The 25588-nt window shown below is 71.0% G+C and carries 24 protein-coding genes and 1 pseudogene; 10 read left to right on the top strand and 15 right to left on the bottom strand.

Translation table 11 applies throughout. From position 1 onward, the window contains the following. Positions 1-23 precede the first annotated feature (23 nt). The 3 genes from JNL41_RS11975 to JNL41_RS11965 form a co-directional block, all read right to left on the bottom strand. Positions 24-746, bottom strand: a complete 723-nt coding sequence (locus JNL41_RS11975; RefSeq protein WP_293475217.1) for a sugar transferase — start codon at positions 744-746, stop codon at positions 24-26. Further along, entirely contained in the window at positions 739-972 is a 234-nt protein-coding gene (locus tag JNL41_RS11970; RefSeq protein ID WP_293475215.1) for a hypothetical protein, read from the bottom strand. Before JNL41_RS11970 ends, JNL41_RS11975 begins: the two co-directional genes overlap by 8 nt. A 175-nt stretch (positions 973-1147) precedes the next feature. Then, a complete protein-coding gene (locus JNL41_RS11965; protein ID WP_293475213.1) occupies positions 1148-1831 on the bottom strand; it encodes a sugar transferase in 684 nt (227 codons plus the stop codon). 152 nt (positions 1832-1983) lie between these two features. Between JNL41_RS11965 and JNL41_RS11960 the strand changes: the two genes are divergently transcribed. The 3 genes from JNL41_RS11960 (at position 1984) to JNL41_RS11950 (ending at position 5910) form a co-directional block, all read left to right on the top strand. Next, entirely contained in the window at positions 1984-2145 is a 162-nt protein-coding gene (locus tag JNL41_RS11960; RefSeq protein ID WP_293475211.1) for a hypothetical protein, read from the top strand. A gap of 218 nt (positions 2146-2363) precedes the next feature. Continuing rightward, positions 2364-4607 carry an AGE family epimerase/isomerase gene (locus JNL41_RS11955; RefSeq protein WP_293475209.1) on the top strand — a complete coding sequence of 748 codons (2244 nt, stop codon included), beginning with the start codon at positions 2364-2366 and terminating at the stop codon, positions 4605-4607. Between the two features lie 13 nt (positions 4608-4620). Next, complete coding sequence (locus JNL41_RS11950; protein WP_293475207.1) at positions 4621-5910, top strand: nucleotide sugar dehydrogenase; 1290 nt, start codon at positions 4621-4623, stop codon at positions 5908-5910. A gap of 57 nt (positions 5911-5967) precedes the next feature. On the opposite strand, the gene JNL41_RS11945 is transcribed toward JNL41_RS11950, so the two are convergent. Beyond that, positions 5968-7137: a polysaccharide pyruvyl transferase family protein gene (locus tag JNL41_RS11945; RefSeq protein WP_293475206.1), complete on the bottom strand. Its 1170-nt coding sequence runs from the start codon at positions 7135-7137 to the stop codon at positions 5968-5970. A 193-nt stretch (positions 7138-7330) separates the two neighbouring features. On the opposite strand from JNL41_RS11945, the gene JNL41_RS11940 reads away from it, so the two are divergent. Beyond that, positions 7331-7810 (top strand): Rid family hydrolase, encoded by a 480-nt coding sequence (locus JNL41_RS11940; protein WP_293475204.1) that lies wholly within the window; start codon positions 7331-7333, stop codon positions 7808-7810. A 42-nt stretch (positions 7811-7852) separates the two neighbouring features. Further along, positions 7853-9082, top strand: coding sequence for a Xaa-Pro peptidase family protein (locus JNL41_RS11935; protein ID WP_293475202.1), 1230 nt, complete (start codon positions 7853-7855; stop codon positions 9080-9082). Positions 9083-9101: 19 nt separating this feature from the next. Here JNL41_RS11935 and JNL41_RS11930 read toward each other — a convergent pair whose 3' ends face one another. The 5 genes from JNL41_RS11930 to JNL41_RS11910 all read right to left on the bottom strand — a co-directional run bounded on the left by JNL41_RS11930 (position 9102) and on the right by JNL41_RS11910 (position 15231). Beyond that, entirely contained in the window at positions 9102-10109 is a 1008-nt protein-coding gene (locus JNL41_RS11930) for an NAD-dependent epimerase (protein ID WP_293475200.1), read from the bottom strand. A 66-nt stretch (positions 10110-10175) separates the two neighbouring features. Continuing rightward, positions 10176-11003 carry a glycosyltransferase family 2 protein gene (locus JNL41_RS11925; protein ID WP_293475198.1) on the bottom strand — a complete coding sequence of 276 codons (828 nt, stop codon included), beginning with the start codon at positions 11001-11003 and terminating at the stop codon, positions 10176-10178. 78 nt (positions 11004-11081) lie between these two features. Next, the gene (locus JNL41_RS11920) at positions 11082-13487 is read right to left on the bottom strand and encodes a TonB-dependent receptor (protein WP_293475196.1); all 2406 of its coding nucleotides are present in this window, start codon (positions 13485-13487) and stop codon (positions 11082-11084) included. 117 nt (positions 13488-13604) lie between these two features. Then, positions 13605-14585 (bottom strand): FecR domain-containing protein, encoded by a 981-nt coding sequence (locus JNL41_RS11915; RefSeq protein WP_293475194.1) that lies wholly within the window; start codon positions 14583-14585, stop codon positions 13605-13607. Positions 14586-14685: 100 nt separating this feature from the next. Next, a complete protein-coding gene (locus JNL41_RS11910) occupies positions 14686-15231 on the bottom strand; it encodes an RNA polymerase sigma factor (RefSeq protein ID WP_293475192.1) in 546 nt (181 codons plus the stop codon). Between the two features lie 446 nt (positions 15232-15677). On the opposite strand from JNL41_RS11910, the gene JNL41_RS11905 reads away from it, so the two are divergent. Next, a complete protein-coding gene (locus JNL41_RS11905; RefSeq protein WP_293475190.1) occupies positions 15678-17534 on the top strand; it encodes a phosphoenolpyruvate carboxykinase (GTP) in 1857 nt (618 codons plus the stop codon). A gap of 75 nt (positions 17535-17609) precedes the next feature. On the opposite strand, the gene JNL41_RS11900 is transcribed toward JNL41_RS11905, so the two are convergent. From JNL41_RS11900 to JNL41_RS11890, 3 genes are all read right to left on the bottom strand, one after another. Continuing rightward, entirely contained in the window at positions 17610-19541 is a 1932-nt protein-coding gene (locus tag JNL41_RS11900; protein ID WP_293475188.1) for a nucleoside-diphosphate sugar epimerase/dehydratase, read from the bottom strand. 226 nt (positions 19542-19767) lie between these two features. Further along, complete coding sequence (locus tag JNL41_RS11895) at positions 19768-20469, bottom strand: TorF family putative porin (RefSeq protein WP_293475186.1); 702 nt, start codon at positions 20467-20469, stop codon at positions 19768-19770. A gap of 204 nt (positions 20470-20673) precedes the next feature. Next, the gene (locus JNL41_RS11890; RefSeq protein ID WP_293475185.1) at positions 20674-21474 is read right to left on the bottom strand and encodes an SDR family NAD(P)-dependent oxidoreductase; all 801 of its coding nucleotides are present in this window, start codon (positions 21472-21474) and stop codon (positions 20674-20676) included. Positions 21475-21544: 70 nt separating this feature from the next. Here JNL41_RS11890 and queF point away from each other — a divergent pair, with 70 nt between their 5' ends. After that, positions 21545-22000 (top strand): preQ(1) synthase, encoded by a 456-nt coding sequence (queF, locus tag JNL41_RS11885; RefSeq protein ID WP_293475183.1) that lies wholly within the window; start codon positions 21545-21547, stop codon positions 21998-22000. A gap of 307 nt (positions 22001-22307) precedes the next feature. Here the strand turns inward: queF and JNL41_RS11880 are convergent, their stop codons facing one another. Further along, entirely contained in the window at positions 22308-22916 is a 609-nt protein-coding gene (locus tag JNL41_RS11880) for a nitroreductase (RefSeq protein ID WP_293475181.1), read from the bottom strand. A 76-nt stretch (positions 22917-22992) separates the two neighbouring features. Here JNL41_RS11880 and JNL41_RS11875 point away from each other — a divergent pair, with 76 nt between their 5' ends. From JNL41_RS11875 to JNL41_RS11865, 3 genes are all read left to right on the top strand, one after another. Next, positions 22993-23607 (top strand): NUDIX hydrolase, encoded by a 615-nt coding sequence (locus JNL41_RS11875; protein ID WP_293475179.1) that lies wholly within the window; start codon positions 22993-22995, stop codon positions 23605-23607. 31 nt (positions 23608-23638) lie between these two features. After that, the gene (gene cysE, locus JNL41_RS11870; RefSeq protein ID WP_293475177.1) at positions 23639-24475 is read left to right on the top strand and encodes a serine O-acetyltransferase; all 837 of its coding nucleotides are present in this window, start codon (positions 23639-23641) and stop codon (positions 24473-24475) included. A gap of 69 nt (positions 24476-24544) precedes the next feature. Then, entirely contained in the window at positions 24545-24751 is a 207-nt protein-coding gene (locus JNL41_RS11865; RefSeq protein ID WP_293475175.1) for a DUF3126 family protein, read from the top strand. A 12-nt stretch (positions 24752-24763) separates the two neighbouring features. Here the strand turns inward: JNL41_RS11865 and JNL41_RS11860 are convergent, their stop codons facing one another. Both JNL41_RS11860 and JNL41_RS11855 read right to left on the bottom strand, forming a co-directional pair. Then, entirely contained in the window at positions 24764-25315 is a 552-nt protein-coding gene (locus JNL41_RS11860) for an SOS response-associated peptidase family protein (protein WP_293475174.1), read from the bottom strand. 47 nt (positions 25316-25362) lie between these two features. After that, positions 25363-25588, bottom strand: a pseudogene (locus JNL41_RS11855) (peptidase S24); the annotation flags it as partial.

Raw genomic sequence — 25588 nt, 5'->3', positions numbered from 1 at the left:
GAGCGATCGGTTAATCCGGGGGCCTAGTAGGCGCGCTCGTCGGCGAAGACGAGGGGGATCGTCTTCAGCACGATCTTGATGTCGAGGCCGAACGACCAGGTGTCGATGTACTCGTTGTCGCTGGCGACGCGGTCGACGATGGCCTGATGGTCGCGGACCTCGCCGCGGAACCCGCAGACGGCGGCGTAGCCGGTGAGGCCGGGCTTGGCGCGGAAGCGGTCGTTGTAGCCGGGGACGCTTTCGCCCCAGGCCTCGTCGTGAGCCACGGCGTGGGGACGCGGGCCGATCAGCGACATGTCGCCCTTCAGCACGTTGAAGAGCTGAGGCAGTTCGTCGATCGAGTACTTGCGCAGCATCCCGCCCCAGGCGGTGACGCGGGCGTCCTCGCGGGTCGCCTGGCGGACCACCGCGCCGTCCTCGGTGACGGTCATCGTGCGGAACTTGTAGACGGTGAAGATGCGGCCGTTCAGGCCGGTGCGGCGCTGCTTGAACAGGGCCGGGCCGGGCGTTTCGGAGCGGACCAGCATGGCCACGCTGATCAGCAGCGGCAGGAAGAAGAGGATCGCACCCAGCGACATGACGATGTCGAAGGTGCGCTTGCGGAAGCTGCGGGCCACCTTGGCGACCTTGGGCCTGGCCGGTTTCGCCGGCTTGACCGGTGCGGGCGTCGCCGCGGCCGGGCGGGACGCGCCGGTGGCCGTCCAGCCCTGGGCTTCGTTCGGTGCGCGTTCGGCCAGGCTATTCATAGCAGGCCCGACGGCCGGGCCGTCCGAGGTCGCGGAGGAAGGCGTCCATGGCCTCGGGGCTCCAGAGCCGGACGCTGAGGCGGGGGCCGCGCATGTCGATTTCGGTCGAGATTCGGGCGTCGCCGTCGACGTCGTCGCCGTCGTGGGCGCCGACGAAGCCGTAGAACGCCGCGCGGATGCGCTCCGCATCCTCTTCCGCTTCGAACCGCGTCTCAATTCCGGACATCTTCCCCGCCGTCCCGTCGATCACCCCTGGCGGGGAGCAAGAGCCGCGCCACGGTTCCCGTCCGCCAAAGCGTGATCTGGACTATATTCGGGGCGAGCGTGGCTTCGGTTGCAGACAGGGTTGATAAATCCTCACCTTACGCCGGACAGGCGAGGACTGTTCGCCTGACGGGCCTTCAGTATGCCTGAGGATCGCGGAAGATGACGAGCGCCGTCTTGGCGAGGATCGCCACGTCCAGGCCCAGCGACCAACTGTCGATGTAGAGGTTGTCCGCCGCCACGCGGTCGCGCATGCAGCGCAGGTCCAGGATCTCGCCGCGCAGGCCGTTCACCTGGGCCAGGCCGGTCAGGCCCGGCTTGGCGCGGAAGCGGTCGACGTAGACGGGGATCAGCTCGCCGTATTGCTCGTCGTGGGCCAGCGCGTGGGGGCGCGGGCCGACCAGCGACATGTCGCCCTTCAGCACGTTCAGGAACTGGGGCAGTTCGTCGATGCTGAGCTTGCGCAGCACCGCGCCCAGCGGCGTGACGCGTGCGTCGCCGCGGGTGGCCTGCCGGACGTCCGCGCAGTCCTCGGCCACCGTCATGGTGCGGAACTTGTAGATCGTGAAGATGCGGCCCCGGTGGCCCGTCCGCCGTTGCCTGAAGACGGCGGGGCCGCCCGACTCCACGCGGATCATCACGCCGACGGTGATCAGGAGCGGTAGGAACACGAGCAGCGCGACCGAGGCGACCGCGATGTCGAGCAACCGCTTGCCGAAGCTGGTGGCCACCCCGGACGCCTCGGGCAGGATCGCGGTCGCCGCGGCGCGCTCGTCGCGCGTCGCATCGACCCCCACCCTCCGTGCGACGACATCCGTCATCGAAAGCAACGCCCCGCTCTGACTGCGCCGACCGGGCGTAAGAAGGCCCTCATGGTTGGCGCGTTGTTAGCCAATTCTTCCAACGAGTTGTTCACGCTCGTCGGTCTTTAGTGTGACACAGCCCAAAAACTGGGCAGTGTCGGAGTAGAAACATGCCGTCCGACGTGTCGGTCGACCTCGTCACCAGCGCCGTTGGGGAAGTTCCCGCCGCGCGCCGCCTTCCTGTCGGCCTCGGCCTGTCCGTCGCCGCCTGTGCCTCGGTGGCGCTCTGGACCTGCATCGGCCTGGGTCTGCGCGCCCTGCTCGCCGCCTGACGGCGGCCATCCCGGCCCGCGCTGCCGGAAGAAACGCGCACATACCCTGATACTTCAAGCCTTTTACCGTTTTGCGACGCCCAGGGTCAATTGAGGCGGACGTCCGCGGCCAGGCGCCGGCGGGCGCAAAGGCGTTTCCGTTTCCCGGACCGCCGCGGTAATCGGGGGCGCTTTCGGCCCTGGCCAAGGAGTGCGCCATCCCCGCGCCCGTCTATCCGGTGATCCTCAGCGGCGGCGCCGGCGAACGCCTGTGGCCGGCCTCGCGGCGCGACCGTCCGAAGCCCTTCCTTCCCCTGGTGGAGGCTCATTCGCCGTTCCAGGCGACCGCTTTGCGCGCCCGCCCGCTGGCGGACGGGGGCGACCTGCTGGTCGTGGCAGGCGCGGCGCACGCGCCCCAGATCCGCGAGCAACTGGCGGCCGTCGGGGCCGAGGCGCTGCTGCTGCTGGAGCCAGACGGCCGCGACACCGCCCCCGCCATCGCCGCCGCGGCGGGGTGGGTGGCGCAACGGCATCCCGAAGCGGTGCTCGTGGTGCTGCCCGCGGACCATCACATTCCCGATGGCGACGCCTTCCGCGCCGCGATCGAAGCGACGCTGGGCGCAGCGCGAGACGGTGGGATCGTGACGCTGGGCCTGCGTCCGGCGTCGCCTTCGCCGGCGATGGGCTACATCCGGCCGGCCGCGGCGGGGGAGGGGCCCCGGCCCATCCTGGCGTTCGTGGAGAAGCCCGATGCGGCCCGGGCTGCCCGCCTGATCGCGGACGGTGCGCTCTGGAACGGCGGGATCTTCGTGGCGACGGCGCAGACGCTGCGGTCCGAGATGGCCCGACACGCCGCCGAGGTCATGACCGCCGTCGACCGCGCGCTGCATGGCGCGATCGTGGAGGACGGCGCGGTCGCCCTGGGCCCGGCGTTCGGCGAGGCGCCCCCGGTCGCCTTCGACCGCGCGGTGATGGAGCACACGGCGCGGGGCCTCGTGCTGCCGACGACGATGGGCTGGTCCGACCTCGGGGCCTGGGATGCGGTGCTGGCGGCCTCGGCGCGGGATGCGGCGGGGAACAGCGTGATGGGCCGGGCGCTCGCGACGGGGTCGTCGGACGTCCTCGTGCGCGCGTCGCCGGGCGTCGCCGTCGTGGTGGCGGACGCTCATGGGCTGGCCGTCGTCGCCGAGCCGGGGGCGGTGCTGGTCTGTGGCCTCGACCGGGCGCAGGAGGTGAGGTCGCGCAACCCCGGCCCCGCGGATCGGGTCCGGAGGGGCGACGGTGTCGACGTGGCCCTGGTCGGCGCGGACGCGGAGGTGGTCGCCGAGGCCGGCGCCGTGCTGGTCCGTGGCGCGCGCCGCCGGCCGCTGGAGCGGCCGCCGCGGTTCACGACGCTGCCGGCGGCGGCCGCGTGGTTCTCCGACTGGCTCGGTGGGGCGGCGCTGCCGCTGTGGGCCACAGCCGGGGTCGACCCGATCAGCGGCGGTTTCCGCGAGGGGCTGACGTGGACCGGCGAGCCCCACGATCCGCGGCGTCGCGGCCGCGTCGCGGCGCGGCAGGCGTTCGTCTTCGCGAGCGCTGCGGCGGAGGGGCGGATCGGGCCCTGGGCGCTGGCGGCGCGGGACGGCTGGACGTGGTTCCAGGCCCGCGCCCGGCGCGACGACGGTCTCTACGCGGCGAGCCTCACCACGACGGGCGACGTCGCCGATCCCGAGGCCTACCTCTACGAGCATGCCTTCATCCTGCTGGCGCTCGCCGCCCTGGGCGATGCAAGCGAGGCGCGGTCGGTCCTCGCGGCGCTGGAGACGCTGCGGCACCCCGCAGGCGGGTTCCGCGAAGCCGGCGCGCGGCCGTTCCAGGCCAACGCCCATATGCACATGCTCGAGGCGGCGCTCGCGTGGGAAGCCGCCGACGGCGGCCCGGCCTGGACGGCCCTGGCGAATGAGATCGCGGCCCTCGCGCTCGGCCGGTTCGTCGATCCGGCGACGGGGGCTCTCGGGGAGTTCTTCGACGCGGACTGGACCGCACTGGGCGGCGACGACGCGGTGGTCGAGCCCGGACACCAGTTCGAGTGGGCCTGGCTGCTGGAGCGGTGGGGCGTGGCGCGGGGGCACGTCGGCGCGCGGGCGGCGGCGCGGCGACTGTTCGCCGTCGGGCGCGGGGCGTTCGACGCCGGACGCGGGGTGGTCTGCAACGCGCTGGGCCCTGACCTCAGCGTCCGCGACGCAGGCGCGCGGCTGTGGCCGCAGACCGAGCACATGAAGGCCGCCCTGATCCTGGGGGACACCGCCTCGGCGCTGGAGGCCGCCAACGGCCTGGTGGCCTACCTCGAGACGCCGCAGGCGGGCGCCTGGCGCGAGCGGATGGCGGCGGACGGCAGTTTCCTGCCGGAGCCGTCGCCGGCGACCTCGCTCTACCACCTCAGCCTGGCGATCCGCGAACTGGTCCAGGCCTCGCGTTCCGACTTCGCGGGCAAACCGTGATAGAGCGCCGCCGATGGTGCTGAATCCCTTCACCAAGACGCCGGCCAGGATCGCCGTGATCGGGCTGGGCTATGTGGGCCTGCCGCTGGCCGTGGCGTTCGCGGCCGAGCACGATGTCGTCGGCTTCGACCTCTCGGACGCGCGGGTGGATGAGCTCGCCGCTGGTTCGGATCGCACGCTCGAGGTGTCGGCCGACGCACTGAAGGCGGCGGGCCGCCTGAGCTTCACGGCGGATGCCGCGGACCTCGCCGGCTGCAACGTCTTCGTCGTCACCGTGCCCACGCCCATCGACGGCCACAAGCGGCCCGACCTGTCGGCCCTGATGGCCGCCAGCCGCGCCGTCGGCGCCGCGATCCGCCCGGGCGGCGTGGTGATCTACGAGTCCACCGTCTACCCGGGCGCGACCGAGGAGGACTGCGTGCCGGTGGTGGCGCAGGTCTCGGGGCTCACGTTCAACCGCGACTTCCACGCCGGCTACAGCCCCGAGCGGGCCAATCCCGGCGACGCGAACCACCGCCTGGCCGACATCGTGAAGGTGACGGCGGGCTCGACGCCCGAAGCCGCCGACTTCGTGGATGCGCTCTACGCCTCGGTGGTGACGGCCGGCACACACCGCGCCAGTTCGATCCGGGTGGCCGAAGCCGCCAAGGTGATCGAGAACACGCAACGGGACCTGAACATCGCCCTCGTCAACGAGTTCGCCCTGATCTTCCACCGCCTGGGCATCGACACCCAGGAGGTGCTGGCCGCGGCCGCCACCAAGTGGAACTTCCTGAACTTCCGGCCGGGCCTGGTCGGCGGCCACTGCATCGGCGTGGATCCGTACTACCTGACCCACAAGGCCGAGGCGCTGGGCTATCGCCCCGAGGTGATCCTGGCCGGCCGGCGCATCAACGACGGGATGGGCGGCTATGTGGCGCGCGAGCTGGTGAAGGAGATGATCCGGCGCGGCGTGCAGGTGAAGGGCGCCCGCGTGCTGGTGATGGGCCTGGCGTTCAAGGAAAACACGCCCGACCTGCGCAACACTCGCGTGATCGACATCGTCCGCGAACTGGAAGACTACGGCGCCGCCGTGGACGTCTGGGACCCCTGGATCGCGCCCGAGGCGGCGCGCGCGGAGTACGGCCTCGGGCTGGTCGCCGCACCGGCGGACGGGGCCTACGACGGCGTCGTGCTCGCCGTGGCGCACCGCGAGTTCGCCGCGCTCGGCGTCGAGCGCATCCGCGCGCTCGGGAAGCCCGACGCGGTGGTGTTCGATGTCAAGGCGGCGCTTCCGAAGGCGGCCGCGGACCTGCGGCTCTAGGTTTCTGATTTCGCATCGTCATCGCCGAAGGCCGGCGGCCACGTTCCGCACGATGCTCTAGGCGGTCACTTTGCGGAAGAGAGCGCGTAGCGCCTCGCGGTAGACCTCCAGATAGCTGTCCACCTTCTGCATCGCCGCCTCGCCATCCGCGGCGAGTTCGGCCCGGCGGTCGAAGGCGTCGAGGACGTAGGCGACGGCGGCCTCGGTGCTGCGGCCCCGGACCTCGATCCGCCAAGGATAGCCGATCAGGTCGAAGAGCCCGCGGAACTTGCGACTGTAGGCGATGGGGGCCACCGGCGTACCGCTCGACAGCGCGCCGATGCAGGCATGCATGCGAGCCGAGACGACGAAGTCCAGGCTGGACAGGAAGGACTTTACCTCCATCGGCCCGGCGAAATCCGGCACGCGCTCTGCCCAGGGATAGCGCTCCGCGAACTGGTCGGCCGCGCGGCCGTCGTCGTCGTCGGCCGAGAAGCCGCGGGCGTGCGTGAACAGGCAGACCTGCACGCCCTTGGCGCGGAAGCCTTCCATCAGACCGTGATTGAGCGCGGCGTAGTCGACTTCCAGGCCGAAGCGGTTCGTGCCGACCGTGGCCTCGTGCAGCAGGAGACCCGAGACGTTGAGGCCCACGCGCGGCGTCTCGCCGCCGCGTTCGGCGCCGCGGTCCTGGAACGGCATGGCGAAGGCGACGTCGGTCGCCATGGCGCAGCGCGCCTTGGGGGCGAGCTTGGCGGTGGCCTCGACCGAAGGCTCGTCGCGGGTGATCACGGCTTCCGCGTGGGTCATCGCCCAGCCGGCCAGCATCGACTGCGGCTGGCGGCTGAAGGGCCCGATGGTCTGCGGCGACAGCAAGAGCGGCGTGCCGCCCAGGATCGTCAGCATCTTCGTCGACCACAGGAAGGCGAAGCGCTTGGCGCCGTAGATATCGGTGAAGCTGTCTCCGCTGCCGATGTCGAGCACGACATCCTGGGCGTTCAGGGTCCGGAACGCGCGGCGGGGGTCGACGACCGCACGAGTGTCGACGACGAACTGCGGCGCCTCTTCGGGCGGGACGTAACGGTCCATGCCGTCGCGCATGCCGATGATCGTGAACCGGGGCGTGAGGCCCAGTTCGGCGCAGACCCCGCGCACGATGGCCATGTTGCCGAGCGTGAGCGCGCCCACGCCCAGGTTGCCGGCGCTGGCGGAGTGCCAGAGCAGGCCGATCTTGATGTCCTTGCCCGTCATCGGCGCCCCTGCGCGCCGAGTCGAACGCCGGCGTGGCCCGGCGGATATCGCGCCACCGAGCCGTGGTAAAGCGTGGCCTCAGCGCGTGTGGACCCGCGGGCCCTGGGCCAAGCCGCGCCGCGCGTGTCACAGTCGATGGCGCGAGGCCGCGTCGCGCGGCCCTCGGCCCGAAGCCATCCGAGGGGAGCCGTCCATGCGTCACCTGTTCCTGGCCGTCGCCCTCCTCCTGGCGGGCGTCGCCGTGGCGGGGGCAGCCGCAGCCGAGAACGTCCACGTCAATCCGCAGAACAGCTTCATTTCCAGCGCCGTGAAGACGCCGGCCGGCTCGGAGATGCTCTTCGTCAGCGGCATCACGCCCGACGCCGTGGCGGGCGCGCCAGCGGACCGCCCGTTCGGCGACACCAGGGCCCAGACAGCCAGCGTGCTCGGCAAGATCGGCGCGATCCTGGCGGGGCAGGGCTACGGCTGGGAGGACGTGGTGATGATGCGCGTCCTCCTGGTCGGCGACCCGGGCAAGGGCGGCGGCATGGACTTCGCCGGCATGATGGAGAGCTACAACGCCGTCTACGGCGCGCTGAAGAACAGGCCGGCCCGGATCACGTCGCAGGTCGTGGGCCTGGTGCGGCCCGGCATGATGGTCGAGATCGAGGTGCAGGCGGCGAGGAAGCCGTAGCTTCGCTTGAGTGCGGGCCGGAGTCGCGCGAGCGTGCCGGCCATGGATCGACGCCATTTCCTCGCCCTCGGCGCAGCCGCCGCCGCGGCCCCGTCGCTCGCCCGGGCCGCGATGCCTGACCTGGAGAAGCTGGGACCGGCGCCGCCGCCGATCGGCCGGCCCGAGCGCGAGGCGCGGATCGCCAAGGCGCAGCGGCTGATGCGCGAGCAGGGCGTCTCGGCCCTGCTGGTCGAGCCGGGCTCCAGCCTGGTCTACTTCACCGGCGTCCGCTGGGGCCGCAGCGAGCGGCTGACCTGCGCGCTGATCCCGGCGGAAGGCGAGGTGACCATCATCACGCCGTTTTTCGAGGAGCCGTCGGTCCGCGAGAGCCTGGGGATCGCCGCCGGCGTGCGCACCTGGCAGGAGCACGAGGACCCGCTGGCCCTGGTCGCCGGCTGGCTGAAGGACCGCAAGCTGGCCTCCGGCGTCGTCGGCATCGAGGAGACCAGTCGCTATTTCATCATTGACGGCCTGAAGCGGAACCTGCCGGGTGTGCGGCTCAGGAACGGCGCGCCGGTGGTCCGCGGCTGCCGGATGATCAAGACCGCACCCGAGATCGCGCTGATGCAGCGGGCGACGGACATCACCATGGCGGCCTACCGCCACACGATCCCGCGCATCGAGGTCGGCATGCGCCCGTCCGACATCGGCGCGATCATGAACCGCGCGACGACCCAGCTCGGCGGCGAGTCCGAGTTCGAACTCATTCTGCTGGGGGAGGCGTCGGCCTATCCTCACGGTTCGGGCAAGCCGCAGGCGGTGAAGGCGGGCGAGGTGGTGCTGATGGACTGCGGCTGCGTCTTCGAGGGCTACCAGTCCGACATCTCGCGCACGCTGGTGTTCGGCGAAGCCACCGCAAAGCAGCGCAAGGTGTGGAACGAGGTGAAGCGCGGGCAGGAGCTGGCGTTCGCCGCCGCCAGGCCGGGCGCGACCTGCGGCAGTGTCGATGACGCGGCGCGCGGCTACTACGTCGGCCTGGGCTACGGCCCCGACTACAGGCTCCCGGGGCTGTCGCACCGCACCGGCCACGGCATCGGCATGGACGGCCACGAGCCGGTGAACCTGGTCCGCGGCGAGGCGACGAAGCTCGCGCCCGGCATGTGCTTCTCGGACGAGCCCGGCCTCTACATCCCCGGCGAGTTCGGCATCCGCCTGGAGGACTGCTTCCACATGACGGAAAGCGGCCCGAAGTGGTTCTCGCAGCCGTCGAAATCGCTGGAGGAGCCGGTCTAGTCGTGGCGGCCGCGCGGGCTCAGACGCGATAGTACTCGCGATACCAGTCGACGAAGCGGCCGACGCCGATGTCGATGGAGGTCGATGGGGCGTAGTCGAGGACGGCCCGGGTCTCGGCGGTGTCGGCCTCGGTGGCGGAGACGTCGCCGGGCTGCATGGGCAGGAAATTGATCTGGGCCTTCCTGCCGAGCTTCTCCTCGAGCACCTCGATGTAGCGCATCAGTTCGACGCGGCGGCTCGCGCCCAGGTTCAGGATGCGCCAGGGGGCGGCGCTGGTGGCCGGGTCGGGCTTCGTCGCATCCCAGGCCGGGTTCGGAGCCGGCGGGCGGTCGATGGCCGCGACCAGGCCGTCCACGATGTCGTCGACGTAGGTGAAGTCGCGCTGCATGCGGCCCTCGCCGTACACGTCGATCGGCTGGCCCTTCAGGATGGCGTCGGTGAATTTGAAGAGCGCCATGTCGGGGCGGCCCCACGGACCGTAGACGGTGAAGAACCGGAAGCCCGTGGCCGGGATGCCGAAGAGGTGGGCGTAGGCGTGGCTCATCGCCTCGTTGGCCGCCTTGCTGGCCGAATAGAGCGTGATCGGGTGGGTGGCCGCGGCATGCACGCTGAACGGCAGGTTCGCGTGGTTGCCGTAGATCGAGCTGGTGGAGGCGTAGATCAGGTGGCGCGGCGGGTGTGCGCGGCAGCCCTCCAGGATGTTGAGGAAGCCCACGACGTTGGAGTCCACGTAGGTCTCGGGGCTCTCCAGGCTGTAGCGGACGCCCGCTTGGGCGGCGAGGTTCACTACCGCCTCGGGCTTCGTCTCGGCGAACACCTGCGGCATGCGCTCGCGGTCGGCGAGGTCGACCTTCACATGGCGGTAGCCCGCGTAGCCTTCGAGGATCGCGAGGCGGGCGGCCTTGAGCCTGGGGTCGTAGTAGGCGTTCAGAACGTCGAGGCCGACCACCGTCTGGCCGGCATCGAGCAGGCGGCGCGAGAGGTGGAAGCCGATGAAGCCGGCCGAGCCGGTGACCAGGATCGTCAAGCGGGCGCCTCGCAGCAGCGCGTTCGTGCGCGAGCCCCGATCCCTAGAGCGCGTCGGTCGGGAAGGCTAGCGCCCGAGGCCCACCACGTTGCGCGGACGCGCGGCGCGGGTCTCTTCGGCGGCGACGGCGGCCTTGCGGGCCTGGACCACCTCGGCGGCGCGCATCTGGCTGAGCACCGGGAACATCGCCGACAGGCCCGCGACCAGGAAGCCCAGGCGGCCTTCGCGGAACCCGCGACGGACGACATAGGCCGCAATGAAGGTCGCCGCGGCGGCCAGCAGGCTGGAGACCAGCCCCTTGGCGCGGCCGGCGTCGGCGAGGTCCTCGGCGGCGAGGCCGGTCAGCCGGTGGAGGCGTTCCATCAGGCCGCCTACGTCACGGCCCACCACGCGGCGGATCGCACCCTTGAGCGAACCGCCCGGCGCGCCGGCGAGCACGTAGGGCGCGTTCAGGCGGCGCGGCTCCCAGGCCTTCAGGCCGCGCTTGAAGAGACGGGCCTCGCGGCGGGCGCTGAGGGCGCCGGCCCAGCCCTCGCGGACCAGGGTCTCGCCCACGTAGTTGTCGATCGGAAGGTCGTACCAGTCGCCGACGGGACGCATCTGAATGGCGGCGCGGATCTCCCAGGCCACGGCGGCGTCGATCAGGTCGTCGGGTTCGACTTCCAGGATCCACTGCGAGGAGGCGGCTTCGACGCCGGCCAGCTTGCGCTGGCTTTCCAGCGGGAAGATGCCGTCGATGACGACGGCGCCGTGACGGCGCGCGATCTCCTGGCTGCGGTCGGTGCAGCGGTCGGCGACCACCACGACCTCGTCGCAGAAGCTGAGCTTCTTCAGGCATGCGTCCAGGATCGTTTCCTGGTTCTGCACGCACACGATCGCCGTGAGCTTCGCCACGTCACCCCGCTCCCATCCCACCATGGGATTAGACGCCGCGGGCGAAGCAGGCCCCCCAGCGGGGCGGCGCCATTATGTTCAGAATGCGGCGGCGAGTCGCACGCCGAAGGTGCGGGGCCGCTGGGGCGTGGCCTGGCGCACGGCCTCGACCACATCGAGGGTCTCTGGGTTGTCCGCGAAATTGAACGGGTTGCCGTACGAGAAGGTGTCGCCATCGTCGTTCAGCGGATTTGCGACGAAAGCGGTGATGCGCCAGCGGTCCGCCGAGATCTCGGCCGACAGTTCGGTGCGCAGGTAGTGGTCGGTGCGCGGCGGCTGGTCGAAGGAGAGACCCGCGCGGCCCACGTAGCTGGCCTCGCCGACGAGCCGCAGGGTCAGGGCGTCGCCCAGCGGGCGCTGGTAGATCGCGAGCAGTCCGCCGGAGAGGTCCGGCACGCCGGGCAGGTTGCCGGCGATGCGGGTGGTCGGCGTGGTGGGGAAGTCCGGATTGATGTTGCGGACCCTGGAATCCGAGACGAGGCCGTTGGCCTGCAGCGACAGGCCGAAGCGAAAGTCGTAGCTGACCTCCGCCTCCAGGCCGAGGATGCGGGCGTCGCCGACGTTGGCGGTGTAGGCGAGGCCGGACTGGCGGTACTGGTCGGTCTGGATGTTGGCCCAGTCGTCGTAGTAGGCGGCGGCGCGGACCGCCAGGCGGTTGTCCAGGCGGCGGATCTTGGCGCCGACCTCGAAGTTGCGCAGCCGGTCGGGGCGGAAGACGACGCGCGACGCGCGGATCGGGAAGAAGCCCGAGGTATTGAAGCCGCCCGGCCGGTAGCCTTCGGTGAGGAGGGCGTAGACGAGGTCGCCGTTGGTGAACTCGCGCTGCAGGGAGATCTTTGGCGAGAAGCCGTCGAAGCCGCGCCTCTGGTCGAAGAATCGCGATGCGAAGGGCGCGTCGATCCGCAGGTCTGCGGTGGTGTGGACCCGGCTCTCGAACGCACGGCCGCCGAGCGAGGCGGTCCACCCCGCGCCCAGGTCGTAGGAGGCCTCGCCGTAGAGGGCGTACTCGGACAGCCGGTCCTTCCGGCTCTCCATGTAGACGGTCGAACTGACGCCCGGCGACAGGAAGACCAGCGTGGACGGCGTGCGCGCGACGGTCCGCGCCGCGTAGAGCCCCACCAGCCAGTCCAGGCGGCCCGACGTCTCGGAGCGGACGACGAAGTCCTGCACCAGCATGTTCGACCGCGTGGTCTCTCCGTAGACTCCCAGCTCGGCGAGGTTGGCGCCGAAGATGCCACGGGTCGCGCCGGCGTCGTACTGGCTCGAAAAGACGTGGTGGATGTAGTTCGTCGACGAGGCGAGGCTGCCCCATCCGTACTCGCCGTTGAGCGTGGCGCCGGCGTAGGAGAAGTCGTTGTTGTGAGTCTCGCGGATGCGTGAGCCACGCTCGTCCGGCGCGCCGACCGTCCCGTTCGCGGCCTCCAGCGGCATCGCGGCCGAGCGCGTGGGGCCGGGCATCGGCGTGGTCACATACTGGGTGTCGTTCGAGCGCAGGTGCTGGGTGGCGGCGAGCGCGTCGAGGCGCCAGTGGTCGTCGAACTGCACGCGCACGCTGAGCCGGCCGCCGTCGCGCCGCGTCTGGTCGACGTTGGTGCTGCGCAGCTGCACGTCGTCGAGATAGCCGCCCTGGATCTCGCGGTAGGCCGTCAGCCGCACGCCGATCCGGTCGCGCGCGACCGGCAGGCTCAGGTAGCCGTCGACCTCGCGGCTGGTGCTGCCGCCCTGGGTCGTGGCGATGGAGGCCGAGGCGGCGGCCTCGATGCGGGCGAGGTCGGGCTTGGCGGTGACGATCTTGTAGATGCCCGCGATCGCCCCCGACCCGTAGAGCGCGCCCTGCGGCCCCCGCACCACCTCGATCCGCTCCACGTCGACGAGGCGCAGGTCCGGATCGGGCGCGTTGAAGTTGATCGGCGCGTCGTCGAGGTAGGTCGAGACCGTGGTGCGTGTGCGGCCGGTGAAGGCGCCGTCCGAGAGGCCGCGGATCAGGAGCTTGTCGCGCCCGGGTCCGAGGTTGGTGGAGAGCACGCCGGCCAGTTGGCCGATCGTCTGGCCGACGTCGTTGGCCCGCGTGGCCGTGATCTGGTCGCGGGAGATGGTGCTGACCCCGGCGGGCAGCCGGTTGGGCGCGGCGGGCCGCTTGGTGGCGGTGACCATCACCTCGGCGACGACGGTCGGCGCATGCGGGGCTTCGCGCGGCGGCGGCAGTTGCAGCACCGGCGGGGCGGCGGCGATGCGGACCGTGCGCGCGTCGACGATGCGGTAGCGGCAGGGGGCGCCTGCCAGGATGCGGCCCAGAGCCTCCTCCAGCGTGTAGCGGCCCGACAGCTCGACGCGGCCGCCCGGGCCGCAACCGGCGGTGCCCAGGATCGAGACGTTGGCCTGCAGGCCGAGGTCGATCAGCGCGTCGGCGTAGGTGCGGGGCGGAATCTGGACGCGCAGGCGCACGTCGGCGGCGTCAGCAGGCCGCCCCGCCAGGCCGGCGAGGGCGACGCCGCCCAGAAGAACACACTGCAGAGACAGGCTCCGCCTTCGAATGGCTCCACGCGCCCCGGTAAATCGGCCCTACGCAGGATCGCGCTTGAGGACCAGACCTGGGCCGGAACGTACCGCGTGAATGGGAACGAGCAAGGCGAGGCGACGGATTACCGCATCCTGGCTGTCGAGGACGAGCACGCCCGAGACGGGAGTCGCCGCCAGCGCGGTGTCTTCGATGCGGATCGGCGTGGCGTACTGCTGGTTGAGGTCGGCGATGACCTCGCTCAGGGGCTGTCCGCGATAGACCAGGCGGCCCGTGCGCCAGGCCAGGACCTCGTCGGGCGCGGCGGTGGCGACCTGGACGGAGGGCGCGCCCTCCTGGTGGTCGAGGCGCTGGCCGGGGTGAAGGCGGTAGGTCTTGCCGGCCGCGCCGGCGGCGGGGCGGACCTCGACCGCGCCGCGCGCGACGGTGACCGAGACCTTGCCGGCGAGGCGGCGCACGTCGAACTGGGTGCCCACCACGCGCACCGTGCGGTCGCCCGCGGCCACGTAGAAGGGCCGCCGTGCGGCATGGGCCACGTCGAACACGGCCTGGCCTTCGCTCAGCGTCACGTATCGCCCGTCGCGGGCCAGGGCCACCGCGAGGCGCGTGCCGCCGTTGAGGTCGATCGTCGAGCCGTCCTGCAGGCGCACCGTGCGCCGCTCGCCCTTGGCGGTGACATAGGTGTCCGTCGCAGGGCCGGTCAGTTCCGGCGCGATCACGACGGCCAGGGCCGCGGCGGCCGCCGCGGCGCCGAAGCCGACGATGGCGCGGCGGCGCAGTTCGTGGCGCAGCGGGACGGCGCGGCGCTGCGAAAGCTGGTGGGCGACCACCGGCCCCGCGGCGGCGTAGGCCTGGGAGACGGCCAGCGCGGCGTCGAAGGCCGAGGCGTTCCCGGGCGCCGCCGACAGCCAGGCGTCGAACGCCGCGGCCTCGGTCTCGCCGAGGCTTCCGGCTTCGAGCCGCACGACCCAGGCCGCGGCGTCATCGCGCCGGGCTTCGTCGCCGTATCGCCAGCTCAGGTTCATCCGCCCTTTCCAGCCCGCCATCCGCGGCGGCCCGTCGCACCCTTAGACGTCACCGACGCCGTCCGCCCCCCGGTCGTCGGGTACAATTTGTGGTAGAAAATCATCGGCCCAGCCTCACGGTGAGCGCCTTCAGGGCGGCCGAGACGTGCTTTTCGACTGATTTGACCGAAATGCCCATGACCCGGGCCGTCTCGGCGTGGCTCTTCCCCTCCAGCTTGTGCAGGCGGAAGGCGTGCTGTTGCCGGGGGGGCAGATCGCCGGCGGCCTCAACCAATTGGCGTAGCCGCTGTCGCGACGCGACGGCCTCGTCGGCGGGCGCCAGTTCGGCCACGTCCTCGTCGCCGACCGTCGCGTGGGTCACCCGGCGCCAGGCCGCGTCGCGGGCGAGCGACCGGGCCTCGCCGCGCGCGCGGTCCAGCATGACGTTGTTGGCGATGCGGTAGATGAGGGCCACGGGATTATCGGCGGTCACCGTCGTGTCGCGGGTGGCGATCTTGACGTAGAGTTCCTGGGCGAGGTCCTCGGCCACGCCCGGCGAGCCGCAGCGGGCGGCGAAGTAGCGGACGAGGTTGCCCCGCCGCTCGAGGTAGATCTCGAGCAAGGGGTCGGTGGGCCGCTGGGCCCCTGTCTCCGCCAACAGGCTCATGCCGACGCCAGCAATGCCTCAATCCGCCGGCGCCGCCAATGTCGCACACGCCGCAGGCCTGGCGGCCAGGGCAGGCGCAGGCTGGGGGGCGGGCGCGTTCGGCGGCGTCTCATGCTCGACGCCACTATGGTTCGCGGCGCCCCGATGGGCCGCCGTTCCTTGGGGACTGGCGTCGTGGCGTGCGGGTCGCGGGGGAGCGGCCCGCACGTCCAGCCCTCGAAACGATTCGGCCTCACGCTACGGAACGCGCGCGTCGGGCGCATCCGGCGGCGGAAGCCGGCCGATAATTTCCCCGATCCATCCACACGATAGCGCGATGACGGCGCGGTTCGCGCTGGCCCGCGGTATGCAGAGCGACGCTGAGCCACTATGACGGTTGTCCACGGTGAGACAGTGCGCGCGGGCCTGCCCGACGCGCTCGATGGGGTTCGAGGAGTAGCTGACCTATGAGCTTTAGGACCGTGCCGGGCCTCGAACCCGCGCCGACCAAACACGCCAGGCTCGTACAGTGGGTGCGTGAGATCGCCGAGATGACCGAGCCGGACCGCGTGGTCTGGTGCGACGGGTCGGACGAGGAGTGGAGCCGCCTGACCGCCGAACTGGTCGCCGCCGGCACGCTCAAGGCGCTGAACCCGCAGAAGCGTCCGAACTCGTTCTACGCGGCGTCCGATCCGCGGGACGTGGCGCGCGTCGAGAGCCGCACGTTCATCTGCTCGCAGAGGCCGGAAGATGCCGGCCCCACCAACAACTGGCTCGACCCGAACGAGATGCGGTCGGACCTGAAGGACCTGTTCCGCGGCGTGATGCGCGGCCGCACCATGTACGTGGTGCCGTTCTGCATGGGCCCGCTGGGCTCGAAGATCAGCCAGCTCGGCGTCGAGATCACCGACAGCGCCTACGTGGCGGTGTCGATGCGGATCATGACCAGGATGGGCAAGGGCGCGCTCGACATGCTGGGCGACGACGGCTTCTTCGTGCCGGCCGTCCACTCGGTGGGCCTGCCGCTCGTGGACGGGGCCAAGGACGTCCCGTGGCCCTGCAACGAGATCAAGTACATCGTCCACTTCCCCGAGAGCCGGGAGATCTGGTCCTACGGCTCGGGCTACGGCGGCAACGCGCTGCTCGGCAAGAAGTGCTTCGCGCTGCGCATCGCCTCGGTCATGGCCCGCGACGAGGGCTGGTTCGCCGAGCACATGCTGATCCTGAAGCTCACGTCGCCCGAAGGCGCGGTGAAGTACATCGCGGCGGCCTTCCCGAGCGCCTGCGGCAAGACCAACATGGCCATGTTGCAGCCCACCCTCGCGGGCTGGAAGGCCGAGACGATCGGCGACGACATCTGCTGGATGCGCTTCGGCGACGACGGCCGCCTCTACGCCATCAACCCGGAAGCGGGCTTCTTCGGCGTGGCGCCCGGCACCGGCGAGACGACCAACCGGAACGCGATCGACTCCCTGTGGGGCAATTCGATCTTCACCAACGTGGCCCTGACCGACGACGGCGACGTCTGGTGGGAAGGCCTCACCGAGCAGCCGCCCGCGCACCTGATCGACTGGAAGGGCCGCGACTGGACCCCCGACAGCGACGAGCCCGCCGCGCACCCGAACGCGCGCTTCACCGTGCCCGCCTCGCAGTGCCCCGTGGCCGCGCCCGAGTGGGAAGATCCCGCGGGGGTGCCGATCTCGGCCATCCTGTTCGGTGGCCGCCGCGCCTCGGCGGTGCCGCTGGTGACGGAAGCCCGCGACTGGCGGCACGGCGTCTTCATGGCCTCGAACGTGGCCTCCGAAGGCACCGCGGCGGCCGAGAACGCCATCGGCGAGCTGCGCCGCGACCCGTTCGCGATGCTGCCCTTCTGCGGCTACAACATGGGCGACTACTTCGGCCACTGGCTGAAGATGGGCGAGACCGCGCCCGACGCGTCCAAGCTGCCCCGCATCTTCTTCGTGAACTGGTTCCGCAAGGACGAGCGCGGGAAGTTCGTGTGGCCGGGCTATGGCGAGAACAGCCGCGTGCTGAAATGGATCGCCGAGCGGCTGGACGGCAAGGCCGGCGCGGTGGACACGCCGATCGGGCAGGTGCCGTCGAGGGACAGCCTGGACACCTCGGGGCTCTCGCTCACCGACGCGCAACTGGACCTGCTGCTGACGGTCGACCCGGCGATCTGGCGCAAGGAAGCCGCGCTGATCCCGGCCTTCTACGACCGCTTCGGCGAGGCGACGCCGAAGGCCCTGTGGGGCGAGTACGAGGCGCTGCTGGGCCGGCTGGAGACGGCCAACGAGCCCGGGCGGGTGGTCGCGGCCGAATAGCCGCGTCGCCAGTCCACAGAACGCAAAGGCCGCGGCGATCCCGCGGCCTTTGTCATGCGGCGAAGGCGGGAAGGCTCAGCCGCCGGTGACCACACGCAGGCTGGGCGGGGCGGCGGGCTTCTCGCCGCGGACCTGGGCGACCAGGTCGAAGAGGGCGCGGCGGACGGCCTCGACATCGCCGTCACGGGCCACCTGGGCCAGATCCTCGAGGTGCCCGGGGGTCATGCGCAGCGCCGAGTTGGTGACGACTTCCATGACCTTGTGTGCAGCCGGCAGCGAGGTCTCGGTCTCGTCCAGCAGGGCCTCGGTCAGCTTCTCGCCGGGCCGCAGGCCGGTGATCTCGATCTCGATGCCCTTGCGGCCCGAGAGCGCGATCATCTGCTGGGCGAGGTCCAGGATCGACACCGCGTCGCCCATCTCGAGCAGGAACAGCCGGGAGTCGCGCCGTTCGTCCTCATGGCACGCGGCCGTGGCGTGCAGCACCAGTTGCGACGCCTCGGGGATGGTCATGAAGTAGCGCATCATCTCGGGGTGGGTGACCGTCACCGGTCCGCCACGCTCGATCTGCGACTTGAAGATCGGCACCACAGAGCCCGACGAGCCCAGGACGTTGCCGAAGCGGACCGCGGAGAAGCGCGTGGCGCTGTCGTTGGTGGTCTGCTGGGCCTGGATCACCGCTTCGGCCAGCCGCTTCGTGGCGCCCATGGCGTTGGTGGGGTCGACCGCCTTGTCGGTGGAGATCAGCACCATCTGGCCGGCGCCCGCGGCCTTGGCGGCCTCGCAGACGTTCCAGGTTCCGATGACGTTGGTGAGCAGGCCCTCGGCCGGGTGCCGCTCGACCATCGAGACGTGCTTCAGGGCCGCCGCATGGAAGACGAGGTCCGGCCGCTCCTGCGCGAACACGTTGATCAGCCGCTTCGCGTGACGCACGTCGCAGAGGACCGCCTTGGTGGAGATGTGCGGGAAGGTTTCGCGCATTTCGCGCTCGATCTCGAAGAGCGCGGTCTCGGAGAAGTCGATGACGGTCAGGTGGCCGCAGCCGAAGTTGGCGACCTGGCGGCAGAGCTCGGCGCCGATGGAGCCGCCGGCGCCGGTGACCAGGACGCGGCGGCCCTTGATGAGGCGGCCGATGGCGCCGCGGTCCAGCTCGATCGGGTCGCGCGCCAGCAGCTCCTCGATGTTGATGTCCAGGACCGGCAGCAGCGTGAGGCCGTCGTGGTGGTTGAGCTCCACGATCGAGGGCAGGCGCAGCAGCCGGATGCCGTCGGTCTTCAGGCGGCCCAGGGTCTCGGCGGTGAGGCCCTTCAGCTTGGCGGGCTCTTCGAGGAAGAGGATGGCGCGCGGATAGCGGTTCCAGCGGCGCAGGTCCGCCAGGGCCTCGTCGAGCCGGTCGATGGCGTCGAGGATGCAGACACCGCGGACCTGGGCGCCCACGTCGCGACGGTCGGCGCCGATGATGCCGACGGGCGTGTAGCTGTGGTCGTGGCTGCGGACCATGTCGCGCAGGTAGGTGTCTGCCAGCGAGGGCGGACCGATGAGCAGCAGGGACGGCGCCTGGGCCATCCGGTCGTTGATGCTCTTCAGCGGAGAGAAGCTCTCCAGCGCATGCTCGTGCAGGGCGCGGCGCAGGATTCGCACGCCCATGGCGCTGACCATCTGGAACAGGGGCGCCATCACGAGCGTCGAGCGCGGCAGGCCCTCTGCCCGGTCGAGGACGAAGCAGGCCAGCAGGAACACGCCGACGGTCAGCAGCGCGCTGCGCGCGAGCACCAGCGCGTCGGGGATCGACACGTAGCGCCAGGGCGACATCTCGCCCCGGAACATGATGCTGAAGACGCCGGCGATCGCGGCGTAGAGCGCCGCCAGTTGGAAGAACGACATCGCGCCGGCCTGGCCGAAGCCGAGCTCGGGCTGGGTCGGGGTGACGAAGAAGGCGACGGCGAAGGCAAGGGCGGCGAGCAGCACGTCGGACACGACGGTCTGGGCCCGGACGGCCATCCGCTCCATGCGCCGAACTCCGCTCACGTCGTGTCGATTCCCAACCATAGGCGCGTCGAGCAAGACCGCCAGCGAAAACAGGACTTTGCGGAGGGTCTTCCGCGAAGGCGCGCCCCGACGGAAGCAGGCGTGCCGGCGAGCGCCGGGAACTTAGGTACGGGGGCGCCCCGAGGCAACGAAAAAGCCGCCGCCCGCAGGCGACGGCCTTCGTAGGCCCCGGCGGCCTAACCCATGGCTACCAGACGAGCTTAACGCCGCCGACGACACGGCCGTCGCCGTAGCCCAGCGGGTCGGCGGCGTTGGAGGCGTCGGTGTCCCAGTAGCGCACGTCGAAGCTGACGTGGTCGGTGAGCGCAAAGCCGACGCCCACGTTCCAGGTGGTGTAGTCGAGGCCGCCGTCCTGGTCCTGGCGGCCGATGGCGCCGCTGATCGAGAACTTGGTGTCCGGGATCGCCACGGCGGCGTTGGCCTCGTAGTAGAAGGCGTCGTCCGCGGCGCCGAAGAAGTTCGGCGAGTAGTAGGTGGCGATGCCGAGGGTCGCGGGGCCCGCCGGGACCGAGGCGGCGGCCTTGAATTCCCAGTAGTCGTAGTTCGACGCGCCCTTGTCGATGTAGCCGTAGTAGATCGCGCCCAGGTCGAAGGTGACGGCGCCGACGGTCGGCTTCACGCCGGCGTAGATGTCGAACTCGGCGTCGGTCGAATCCAGGAAGTCGACGTTCGACACCCAGATGCCCGCGTAGCCGATGCCCACGGTGGCGTCGACGCCCCCGAACACCTGCGGATCCTCGTCGGTCTGGCTGAAGCCGCGGAACACGTAGTCCGTGGATGCGCCGAGGTTGAAGGAGAAGGACGGCCCGGAGTCGTCCTGTGCGGCGGCGGCGCCGGCGAAGCAGAGCGAGGCGGCCGCGGCCACCAGCGCGAGTTTCAGCGTTCTCATTTGTCTATCCCCTCTCAGGTCCGCCCAGCCTTGGCCGGCGGGCGTCGCCATCGTCGTCGGCCACGCCTGCGGATCAACGTGACGGCGGGGCGGCGGCGGCGCTATGGGGCGGCTGATGCGGGATTGGGCGCTCCCGCATAAGGGCGCCGCAAAAACAGGCGCCCACGGCGTCCGGGACCGACGCCGGACGTGGGCCGCGGGGGTTCAGCGTGCGACGAGGGGCGCGAATCCGAGGTGCGACCCGGCGTCGACGAGGAGCGTCTCGCCGGTGACGTGGCGCGAGTGGGGCGAGGCCAGGAAGACGGCCGAGACCGCGATGTCCTCGGCGGTGGAGGCGGCCTTGAGCGGCGTGCCGGCCGCGGCGTTGTCGCGGACCCGCGCCGCGGCGGCCTCGCCCACGCCCTTGCCGAACCAGGGTGTGTCGATGAAGCCGGGGCAGACCGAGTTGACCCGGATCTTCGGCGCGAGCGCCCGGGCCAGCGAGAGCGTCATGGTGTTGAGCGCGCCCTTGGAGGCGGCGTAGGGCACCGACGAGCCGATGCCGGTGACGCCGGCGATGGAGGCGGTCATCACGACGGCGCCCGGCTGCGGCGCGGCCTCCAGCAGCGCGCGGCAGGCGCGAACCATCTGGTAGGGGCCGACCACGTTGACCGCGTAGAGCTTGTGGAAGTCGTCGGCGGAGACGCCGTCGAGGTTGGCGTGGTTGTTGAAGGTGGTCGTGCCGGCGTTGTTGAAGAGGGCGTCGACGCGGCCGTAGGGCGCGGCGGCGGCGGCGATCCTGCGGCAGTCGTCGTCGCTGGCGACGTCGCCCTGGACCAGGACCGTCTCGGCGCCGTGGGCCTGGCACTGGCGGGCGGTCTCTTCGGCGTCGTCCTTGTTGCGGGCGTAGTTGATCACGACCGCCCTGGCGCCGCGCGAGGCGACTTCGACGGCCACGGCGCGGCCGAGGCCGGTGGAGGCGCCGGTCACCACGACCACGAAGTCCTGAAAATCACCCTGGGCCATCATCCGCTCCTCGCCTGCCCTGTTCGGGCCGTTGTTGTTCGCCGACGTCCTACCGTCTAAAGGCCCCGGCATGGAAGAGACCCATCTCACGCAACTCGGCCGCGAGGTGCGGGGCTTTGAGACCCCCGAGGCGGCGGTGCTGGAGCGCGTGGCCAATCCGCACCCGGGCACGGCCTATCTGGTGCGCTTCGCGGCGCCGGAGTTCACCTCTCTGTGCCCGGTGACCGGCCAGCCCGACTTCGCGCACCTGGTGATCGACTATGTGCCGGGCGACTGGCTGGTGGAGTCGAAGTCGCTGAAGCTCTACCTGGGTTCGTTCCGCAACCACGGCGCGTTCCACGAGGACTGCACGGTGGCGATCGGCAAGCGGCTGGTCGGCGAACTCGCGCCGCAGTGGCTGCGCATCGGCGGGTACTGGTATCCGCGCGGCGGCATCCCGATCGACGTGTTCTGGCAGACCGGGCCGGCGCCGGAGGGCCTCTGGCTGCCGGACCAGGGCGTCGCGCCGTACCGTGGTCGCGGCTGAGCATCGGCGATCGGGGGCCTGCGAATACTGTGGAATCGCAAGAAGAGCGCCGGCCGCGCTGCTGATGCGGTTCAAAGCTTGGCAATAGAGGCGGGCCGCGGCGACTCGGCCAGCGGGGCCCGCGATCTTGCAGATGCCTGATGAGGCTTCCCAAAAGCTGGCCGGAGGCCTATAGCTGACGGGCCCAACTCTCCTCGGGCGTGTCACCTCAGGCCGGGCGGCGCGATCGCGTCGTCCGGCCGTTGTGTGTCTGGCGCTTTGTGTGTCTCACGCCTTGTTTGTCCTCAGGCCGCTATGCGTGGGCGGCTCAGGCGCGGGTGACGAGGGGGGCGAGCGCAGGGCGATCGCGCTCCAGCGGCGGCTCCTTCGGCGTCCCGATCAGCATCACGCCCGCGACGCGCTCGCCGGACGCGAGGCCCAGGATGGCGGCGGCCTCGGCGTCGTAGCTGTACCAGTCGGTGATCCAGTTGGCGCCGTAGCCCATGGCGAGCGCGCCGTAGAGCAGGTTCGTGCAGGCGGCGCCGGCCGAGAGCACCTGCTCCCACTCCGGGATCGAGGCGGCGGCGCTCGGCGCCGACACCACGATGACGGCCAGCGGCGGAACCCTGAGCTTGCCGAGCTTGGCGACCAGGCTCTGGTCCCCCTTGGCCTGCGCCACCGCCTCGAGCCGCGCGACGGCCGCGGCCTTGGCGGCGGCGTCCAGAACGATGAAGCGCCACGGCGCGAGCTTGCCGTGGTCGGGCACCCGGGCGGCCAGGCGCAGGAGCTCGTCGAGCTCGGCGTCGCTGGGCGCGGGTTCGGCCAGGCTCAGCGCGGGCGTCGAGCGCCGCAGGGCCAGGAAGCGCAGCACCTCGGGCGAGGCGGCGCTGGGCAACGGATCGCCGAGCTGGGGCGGAGGCGGGAGGTTGGGGGTCAAGCGGGTTCCGATGGACTTCGTGGGGCTGGTTTCTTTATGGCGTCGCGAACGCCGACCACAAGGCGAGGGAACTTATATGCGCGTGAAGCCCGCCTGGCTGCGGCCGCATGGGAGCCCGTGGGTCCGTGGGCCGGCGAAGGTGGTCTACGACAACCCGTGGATCCGGGTGACGGAGTTCGCGGCGACGGCGCCCACCGGTGCGCCGGCGACCTACGGCCTCGTGGGCTACAAGAACCTCGCGATCGCGGTGCTGCCCCTGTTCGACGACGGGACGACGGTGCTGGTGGGCCAGAACCGGTTTCCGCTGATGGACTATAGCTGGGAGATCCCCGAGGGCGGCGGGCCGCTGGCGGACGATCCGCTGGAGAGCGCCCGACGCGAGCTGGCGGAAGAGACGGGCCTCGCCGCGGCGGACTGGCGCGAAATCCTGACCGCGCAGCTCTCCAATTCGGTGACCGACGAGCGCGCCGTCGGCTATCTGGCGACGGGGCTCTACCCGGCCGACGGGACGCAGCACGCCGACGACACCGAGGCGCTGGAGAAGGTGCGCGTGCCGTTCCGCGAGGCGCTGGAGGCCGCGATGGCCGGGGACCTGCAGGACCTCCTGACGGTGGCGATGCTGTTGAAGGCTTCCTACATGGCCCGTGAAGGGCTTCTGGCGCCGGCCCTGGCCGCCGCCATGCTAGGCTGAGACCAGGACCCAGATGGGCCGGGAGGAATTCATGAGCCAGCGCCTCGAGGTGGTCGACACCGCCCAGCCGCCGCCGGTGTGGGCCGCGCTCCGGAACGAAGCTTACGCGGCGGCCAAGTCGGAGGCCGCGCTCGCGAGCCTGCTGGCCGCGGTGATCCTGAACCACGACACGCTGGGCGACGCGCTCAGCTACCAGCTCGCGCGCAAGCTGGGCGACCAGGAGTTGCGGGCCATGAGCCTGCGCGACACCATCGAGGAAGCCTACGAGGGCGACCCGTCGCTGGTGAGCATCGCGGAAGCCGACCTGAAGGCGGTGTTCGAGCGCGACCCGGCCTGCAAGGGCTACGTGCAGCCGTTCCTGTTCTTCAAGGGCTTCCTGGCGCTGCAGACTCACCGCGTGGCCCACTGGCTGTACGGCCAGGGCCGCGAGACGATGGCGTTCTACCTCCAGAGCCGCTCCAGCGAGCTGTTCCAGGTCGACATCAATCCGGCGACGCGGATCGGCCAGGGCGTGTTCGTCGACCACGGCACCGGCATCGTCATCGGCGAGACCGCGGTGATCGGCGACGACGTCTCGATGCTGCAGGGCGTGACCCTGGGCGGCACCGGCGCCGAGCGCGGCGACCGCCACCCGAAGATCGGCAAGGGCGTGCTGCTGGGCGCGGGCGCCAAGGTGCTGGGCAACATCAGGATCGGCGACTACGCCAAGGTGGCCTCGGGCTCGGTGGTGCTGAAGGAAGTGCCGGCGGGCTGCACGGCCGCCGGCGTGCCCGCGCGGCTGGTCAACTGCCCGACCTGCGAGGAGGCGGAGGCCCCGGCGCGGACGATGGACCACACGCTGCCGACGATCACCGACTACACGATCTGACGTTCGGCGGGTTCCGTTGGCGCGCGGCTTTCGCTAGAAGTCGCGCCGCAACTGGTCAGGAGCGTTTGCGTGGACGAGAAAGCCATCCGCAGGATCGAAGGCCATCTGCGCGGGACCTTCGCCAACGCGCGGATCACGCTCACGCCGCGGCCCAAGCAGAAGGACTCCGCCGAGGTCTACATCGGCGAGGAGTTCGTGGGCGTCGTGTTCGAGGACGAGGACGGCGACGGCTCCTACATGTTCGAGATGGCCATCCTCGCCGAGGACCTCCCCTAGGCGGGCCTCCGTCTAGCGGATCTGCGTGACCTTCAGGCTGCCGGCGGGCAGCGGGCCGATGGGCGGCTGCGGGCGCGCGGTGTCGAGCCAGTCGGCCCAGCGCTCGCGTGGGAAGATCACGATCTGGCGGTCGTGGTAGGGCGCGATGTCCGGTCCGGGCCCGGTCGTCAGCAGCGTGAAGCGGTCGTCGCGGATGAACCCGGCGATGGCGAGGAACGGGCGGTCGGCCGACTCGAAGCGCCACTTGGACTTCGGCGCCTTGGCCCCCGTGAACTCGAAGAAGGCGTCGGCGGGCGCGAGGCAACGGCCCTTCGGGAAGCTGCGGCCCTCGGAGCGGAAGTTGATGACCGGGCCGCGCGGGCCCGGGAAGCCCCAGCGCCGTTGTGTGAGGCGCGCGCCGCCCGTGCCGTCACCGACCAGCAGGTAGGACGGGTCGGTCGGACGGATCGACGGACGCGGCTCCATGTTGGGCCTGGCCCCATCGAAGCCCAGCGGCATCTGCAACTCGGCAAGTTCGGAGAGCAGCTCTTCCAGGGATCGTTCGAGGGCGTATTCGTTGCACATGAAATCTACAGTCCCGGCCGTTCGCGTCGCTGTACCTTACTTGCCGATCAGGCCGCGCCGCGGATGATCCGGCGGGCCTGGAAGGGCGGGATGATGGCGGTGATGTGGGCGGCCCAGCGCAGGCGCGCGTCATGGCGCATGGGCCCGGCGATGCTCTCGAGGTCGTAGACGCCGCCGCGCGAGCCGCGCAGCAGCCGCTTGACCAGCACCTCGTCGGTGTCGGTCTCGAGCACGACCACCTGGCCCAGCATGTCGGGCGTCGGCGCGGTGCGC

The sequence above is a fragment of the Phenylobacterium sp. genome, from assembly GCF_016793285.1.
In the GTDB taxonomy this organism is placed as follows: domain Bacteria; phylum Pseudomonadota; class Alphaproteobacteria; order Caulobacterales; family Caulobacteraceae; genus Phenylobacterium.
Note: the sequence above shows the minus strand (reverse complement) of the source record. Positions and strands in the feature narration are given on the sequence as shown.